This window comes from Streptococcus sp. 1055, assembly GCF_013276815.1.
In the GTDB taxonomy this organism is placed as follows: Bacteria; Bacillota; Bacilli; order Lactobacillales; family Streptococcaceae; genus Streptococcus; species Streptococcus pseudopneumoniae.
In genome coordinates this window covers 1-2,512 of record NZ_VMLT01000135.1, presented here as the reverse complement: position 1 = coordinate 2,512, position 2,512 = coordinate 1, and the positions used below count along the sequence as shown (strand labels likewise).

1 protein-coding gene is annotated in these 2,512 nt (G+C 42.0%); it reads left to right on the top strand.

The genetic code is table 11. The features are described 5' to 3' along the window. Positions 1 to 175: 175 nt before the first annotated feature. A partial coding sequence (locus HT699_RS10485) for a YSIRK-type signal peptide-containing protein (RefSeq protein ID WP_172934352.1) occupies positions 176 to 2,512 on the top strand: 2,337 nt, incomplete at its 3' end.

Sequence of the window (2,512 nt, the reverse complement as noted above, 5' to 3'; positions counted from 1 at the left end):
AGCTGTGATAGCTGTGATATTATAGTTACTTGAGGCTTAAGGGTGACCTCGTATCATCTCCTATCATTTACTCACTAGTAAGAATCACGGTGCTGTTTCTAGCTTCACTCTCTGAAGGAGTGGGAGTTGGGAAACTTATTTTTTATTATATCATTAGTCTTCTTAAGGAGGTAACATGGAAGATAAATCGAATTCACTCAGTAGGGTAAAGCGCCATCAACGCGAAAAAGTCTTGCGCTTCTCTATTCGTAAATATAGCTTTGGTGCAGCTTCTGTTGCGGTTGCGGCTCTTATGTTTATGGGGGCCAACGTCGTGAGTGCAGATAGCCCAAGCCAAAACACGTCGTCATCGACTACTGGTCTAGCTAGCCCGAAAGATGGGGAGCAGTCGTCTGAAGCAGGGCAGGCAAGGGATGAAAATCAAGCCGAAGTAGCCAGTGAGCCTTCAGCAAATAAAGAAGCTCAACCTGCTGAAGAGAAAGCTGCTACAGTTGATAGCAGCCGTTTGAGCAAGCTAGTGGAAGAGGTAAATGCTCTTCTTTCTACCGACTCGAAGCACGATCCTTCAGTTGTAAGTCCTATTAAGGAGCGACTTCAAAAAGGGAAAGAATTATTAGACCGTGCTGATGCAGGTCAAGGGGAGCTTGACAGTCTTGCTGAGGACTTGGAAAAGGACTTGGCAGTCTTATCAAGTTCTTCTAAAGAAGAAAGTCAGCCGCAGGGAAGTGAATCAGCGGATAAAAATGCCTCTTCTGAAAGGAGCGACCATAAGGAGGAGGGTTCAGACAGGGCTGCTTCTGCATCTGGAGCAGAAGATAAACCTAAGAGATCTAGAAGATCCAGGAGGGATTTGTCTGCGCGTTCCGCTGCAGATAATACAGATGTAGAAGGTGCTCTTTTGCGTCCTAAAGGATATATATCCGAAGAGAAAAAAGTAGGTGGTACGGACATTGGTAACAGAGAACGTACAATTCAAAAGACCTTTATGACAGCTAGATACAGTGAGGAAAACGGGCAAAAGTTCCTTACTTATGATGTGTATTTTCAGAACGATGGTAAAGCTTTAGACGGTTTAGCTAGAAATGCATTCTGGTTCTATCCCCCACGTGAACTTTTGTACACGAATGGTAGTTATCCTAGTGGAACTCTCCACGATGTTTACTATGAGCGTTATCGTAGAAATGGAGACTCTGGTACACTTTCTCATAATCCAGAAAAATTTACTAAAGTAGGAGAGACTTATCGTGTTCCTCCAAAAGTGCAGGATGATAGTGCCCAACGATTATGGGGAAATGGTTACAATCTATATCAGCTAGATGGTGGACCAACCAGAAATGACCAAAGACAACAGATGTTGAAGAACTTACAAGAGGAATCTGAATTAAATGCAATTATTAAAAATAATGGCTCGTATCCAAAGTTGTCTTACTCTCATTTGCTAACTATAGCTAATGGACAAAATTATGCCTATAAGTATCATGTGAAGCTGCGGATAAAAGATCATGTGACAGAAGAACAAGCACGTAATTCTGGGTCAATAGCTGTAACTACCAAGGGAGGATTGGCTACTAATGCGAGTGCTGCATATGTATATGCAGCGGCGGGGACAAGCTTGGTTCGCAGAACAGACGCAGAAACCTACCCTATCCAAGGTAGTTCACATACCAAAACGGTGGGAGATAGTCTTCAAGATACCAATAATCCTGTAGCTGATAAGTATGTCACTCGAAAAAATGGTGGACAGTTCCCATCAGGAATGACTTGGAGCTGGGAAAACGGAAATAAACCAAGTACAGCTCAAGCTGGAGTATTTACTTATAAAGTAATTGCTACTTACCAGGATGGTTCATCATCAGAAAATGCCAACTCAGGCTCAGACGGAACTGTTAAGTTTACAGTTAAACCTAAAAAACCGATTATTTCAGGCTTTGAGAACAAGAAAGGTCTCACTGGACAACAACTTACAGTGAATGTAGGAAGTGGAGTAAAGGATGGCTCGATAGTGAAACTTTACGATGGAGATAAAGTCATCGGAGAAGGTAGAACACAAGGTCAAACCGCAGTGGTTACAGTTGAAGGAGCTTTACCTGGAAAACCTATTACTGCTGAAACCATTGTTGACAATGGTGGAGAGGTGAAATCAGAACGAAGTGACGCTGTAACACCAACCCCTCAACCAGATAACCAACCACCTACATTGACTGTTACACCAGAACGTCAAACAGTGAAAATTGGAGAAAATATTCGTATAACGCTTGATGCACAGGATGATACCAAGGTGAAATTGAATGTCGAGGATTTGTTGAATAAATATTTTAATCATTTGGCTCAAGTATCGAATCCTAATCGTGAAGTTGATACTGATACACATAAGAAATATATATTTGACCTCGGTGCTGCAACAACAGAAGATCTTGGAGAAAAGACAATTACCTTTATAGCGACCGATGATGCAGGACATACAACGAGCAAACAAGTAACTGTAAAAGTTGTACCAGAAACACCAGAAACT